1 protein-coding gene is annotated in these 301 nt (G+C 54.8%); it reads left to right on the top strand.

The features are described 5' to 3' along the window. Window positions 1-38 precede the first annotated feature (38 nt). On the top strand, window positions 39-301 hold a 263-nt coding region (locus ACZ2IA_RS22900; protein WP_470294891.1), incomplete at its 3' end, for a transposase.

Here is a 301-nt window from a genome sequence, read left to right as displayed (position 1 = left end):
GGCTATGATTTCCGTAATGCCATGCCGAGGACTGAGCAATGACACGGTTTGTTCAGGGGGATAACCGGTCACAGGCCGCACTTTTGCCTGCTCTGCTCGATGACTATGTCGGCGAAGACAACCCGGTTCGGATTGTTGATGCTTTTGTCGATCAGCTCGATCTGCGCGGGCTGGGCTTCATCGGGGTTGATCCTGAGGCAACGGGGCGTCCGGCTTACCACCCTGCTGTTTTGCTCAAGTTGTACATCTACGGCTACCTCAACCGGATTCAATCAAGTCGTCGTCTGGAACGAGAAACGCA

The organism is Crenobacter sp. CS_VA4, assembly GCF_055597485.1.
The sequence above is the reverse complement of the archived record's forward strand: the minus strand, read 5'-3'. Positions and strand labels throughout refer to the sequence as shown.